This window comes from Leisingera sp. F5 (genome assembly GCF_001593695.1).
Map to the genome: position 1 here is coordinate 1 of NZ_LUKH01000249.1, position 3,348 is coordinate 3,348.

Sequence of the window (3,348 nt, forward strand, 5' to 3'; positions counted from 1 at the left end):
CGCCAGGATCGCAAGGCAAGGCGATGTCGGAAATCCTGGCGGCGATGATGGCGCAGCGCGGCCAATAAGGCCGCGCTTCTGGCTCAGTCGGTACTTTCACCGCCATCATTGTGGCTGCCGGAACCCGTGGCGCTGCCTTCGAAGACGACAAGCGGGGCAAAACGCGGGCGGGTGAAGATGAAATTGTCCAGGTTGAGCGTCGACAGGCCGACATTGAAGGCAGGCTCCATCTCGTTGAAGGTTTCCACCAGAATGACCCGTTCCTGATCCGGCATGTCCGGAAGTTTGCCGGAGACAGTGTTGATGGTGGTGTCAGTCCATGTGGTATCGGACGTGCCGCGAACTTCGGACCAATCTACATAGTATTTGGCGTCATCGTCGTCCCAGCGCACCACTGATACCCGAAGGCCAAGCTGCGAATCCTGACGGATCAGGAGTTGCGCCATTTCGTACATGCTGTCGATATAATCGTCGTTGATCGCCGTTGTTTCGCGCGAGATCAAGTCTGAGATGGTGTAAGCAGCTTTGAGATTGACGCTGTCGCGGCGGAAGGCGTCAAAGAACGTGTAGATGGAGGCAAACAGGGCCAGCAACAGGGGGGCATAGAGTGCGAATTCGACCGATACGTTACCTTCGGTTCTGCACCGGAAGATGTGCAGATAGCGGGGCAGGGCTTGGCCGGGAAGTTTCGGTATCAGAGCAGTCAGCATGGCTCACCTCGGTTCCTGAACAAATGCGGATGCGGCGATCAGGCTGATCCGGCCGTCATCATCCTTGGATAGGCTTTGTCCCAATCCCCAGGTTGGCAGGATGGGCTTAAACTTCATGCAGGCACGGATCAGCATCAACTCATTGGATTGCCCGTGTTCGAAGGTTACGTCTGGGTTCACTTCTTCGATCCGGTTGATGCAATCCGGATCTGGATCAATCCCTGCCCAATTGAACGGGTCGGCTCGCACCATTTCAAGCTTCAGAGATGACGCGCAGTCGTCTATGAACCCGGAAAGTTCGCAGATTTCGTCGCGGATTTGCGTGTGGTCTTTATTGGTGCCGGTGTTCAGGCGAATGTCGCGTACAGTTAGGTCCAGGGCGCGTTCCAGCTGCGAATGGCGCAGATTGATCAGCCCCAGCTCCACGGTCGACATCAGTGCCAGTAGGAAGGCGGGGATGACGATGGCGAACTCAACAGAAGCGTTGCCATTGTCATGTGCCCTGAAACGGCGCAGTTTTTGTGTGATGCAGCGGATCATTGGGTCAGCCTCAGTTGGCGGATTGAGGTTGCGATGGAGGAAAAGGCATCGGCGATCTCCAGACCTTGCACGTCGAAATAGTGGGAGTCGGAGCTGGCGCAGTCCTGCAGCACCGCCACCCCGTTGCTGGGCGCCTCGAAGCCGATGGTGTAGACGATGATGCCCTGATCCTTAGCCGCCTCGCAGATGCTGCGGGTGCGGGTGTTCTTGGTCGAGTTGCCGTAGGAGTCGTAAACGCCGTAATACCACTCGCTGCGGGCGGAAGATGTGCCCATCCAGTCGGCGTAGATGTACTTGTACAGATATTTGAGCGGCGTCTGCGCGAACAAATCGGTATAAGAGAGCCGGACCGGCGTGCCGCTTTCGGTTGTATAGCCATAACAGTAGCCATTATAAGAGTTGGTGCAGACTGTGTCGTTCCCGGCACCGAAAGGATGGTCCTGCCAGCCGCCGCCATTATGCCAGTAATAGCTGCCGGTCGATGGCCTGAGTGTTGAGTAAACACCACTGCCGGGACTCGTTTCCGTATACCAGACGTAGGAGTCGCCCTCGCGATGGTCGCTTTCGACATAGTACTGCGAGGTGTTCTGGCCGTCTGTCATCAGCACGATCACTTTGACGGTATCCGAGTCTGTGTATTCCGAGGGGCGGGTTGAAAAGTCACTTGGAACAGACGCATCCGGACCAGCGGTCAGGGCGTTTATCGCGGGCCGGGCTGAAGGGTCCAGCAGGGTCGTGCCCCATTTCATCCCAATGTCGATGGAGGTGTTGCCGCCACCCCAAAGACCATCGATGAAGGCTTTGAGAGCTGTGGCATCCTTCTGAAAGGGAAGGATCGCCCGGGAGCTATCCGAAGCGGCAACGCAGACGGGGGATTGAACCAAATCCCCGTTATCGCGCCGGTCATTGCTGGACCAGGGCGAGAAATGCATCGTTTGCTCCAGCGGTGCGGTGGTGGACAGGCTGGTTGTGTTGAAATCCGAGCCATCAAAGTTCACGCAATACGAATCGTCGTGCAACTCGTCCAAAGCGTATTTGCTGATCAGGTCTTCCGGGACTGACACTTGCGTGGCGTAGGGCACGATTGAGATCGACATTTTTCCATCGGTGGTGTTGGCCACCATGGTGTCGATAAAATCCTTTGCTGCCGCTTGCAGGTTGGTCAGACGGCTGTTGCGGGTCATCGACCCGGACACGTCCAGCACCAGCGAAATCTCCAGACCGTCGATGCTCTCTTCAGCTCGGGAGGTGGCATAGAGCGGCATTTCGTCGACACCGGCGAAACCCAGCATGTGGGTGGGAAAGGTTGTGTCGATCGTGGCCTGCACTTTCTTGAAACCCAAGCCGGCTTCCCACCAGGGCGCTTGATAGTACTCCTGAAGACCGGATTTCGACAGATAGTCCAGCACGACTGCATCAGGTAACTTCTCTTGATCCAGGTCCGCCGCTGCCAGTGCCGCCCGGTCAAGCGTGTACTGCAGCATGGTGCGGTCGCGTTCCATCCGCATCAGGTCCACGCCAATTCCACCCACCGCGACCATGGCCAGGAAAGTACCGATCATCGGTTTGGCCAGAACACCATCTTCTTCCCGCAGGTAGGCTTGTGCACCGGCCAGACAGCGCTGCATGAGCGGGCTGCTCAGTGCTGTGGAATCCTTGTGTCGTCTGCGCATTTAAACACCCCTCCGCCGGTTCTTGAACAGATCAGCCCGGCACTAGACGCGGAATTTACACATAATTAATGGTCGCTGAACGTGGCGGAATTGGGGCGGGCTCGGGTCGAAAAACATGTGATTGTAGTGAACTGTGTTTTCAATTGCCGCGTATTCTGATCGGTTGTCGCGGGTGTGGGGACAATGGTTCCGGATGCAGCGCCGAATCGAGCCGCCTTGGCTAAAATGCGAATCTTTTTGGCAGGGAATGGTCAAAAAGGTCGCACTCCTTAATCTTCTCTGCATAGAGTGAAGGCACCATCGGCATCGAGTCGATGTTTGAGCACGGAGAAGATTTTAGATGAGCAGCCGCACAGAGCCGAGCTTCCGCGAGAGCGTGGACCTGATGTTTAACCGGGCCGTGTCCCTGATGGATCTGCCGCCGG

Annotated in this window: 3 protein-coding genes; all 3 read right to left on the reverse strand. The window is 56.7% G+C overall.

Annotated features, from left to right (window positions below; genetic code table 11):
• Positions 1-83: 83 nt before the first annotated feature.
• From A2I95_RS28275 to A2I95_RS28285, 3 genes are read right to left on the reverse strand one after another with little or no spacing between them, the layout of a single operon-like run.
• A complete protein-coding gene (locus tag A2I95_RS28275) occupies positions 84-710 on the reverse strand; it encodes a pilus assembly protein (RefSeq protein ID WP_291735255.1) in 627 nt (208 codons plus the stop codon).
• 3 nt (positions 711-713) lie between these two features.
• On the reverse strand, positions 714-1,250 hold the full coding sequence (locus A2I95_RS28280) for a TadE/TadG family type IV pilus assembly protein (protein ID WP_291735258.1): 537 nt from the start codon (positions 1,248-1,250) through the stop codon (positions 714-716).
• The gene (locus tag A2I95_RS28285) at positions 1,247-2,878 is read right to left on the reverse strand and encodes a pilus assembly protein TadG-related protein (RefSeq protein ID WP_291735260.1); all 1,632 of its coding nucleotides are present in this window, start codon (positions 2,876-2,878) and stop codon (positions 1,247-1,249) included. Before A2I95_RS28285 ends, A2I95_RS28280 begins: the two co-directional genes overlap by 4 nt.
• Positions 2,879-3,348: the final 470 nt, after the last annotated feature.

Bases quoted from the DNA above. Each gene is read 5' to 3' on its own strand.
- A2I95_RS28275 (WP_291735255.1), bottom strand. From the start codon at position 710: ATGCTGACTGCTCTGATACCGAAACTTCCCGGCCAAGCCCTGCCCCGC.
- A2I95_RS28285 (WP_291735260.1), bottom strand. From the start codon at position 2,878: ATGCAGCGCTGTCTGGCCGGTGCACAAGCCTACCTGCGGGAAGAAGAT.
- A2I95_RS28280 (WP_291735258.1), bottom strand. From the start codon at position 1,250: ATGATCCGCTGCATCACACAAAAACTGCGCCGTTTCAGGGCACATGAC.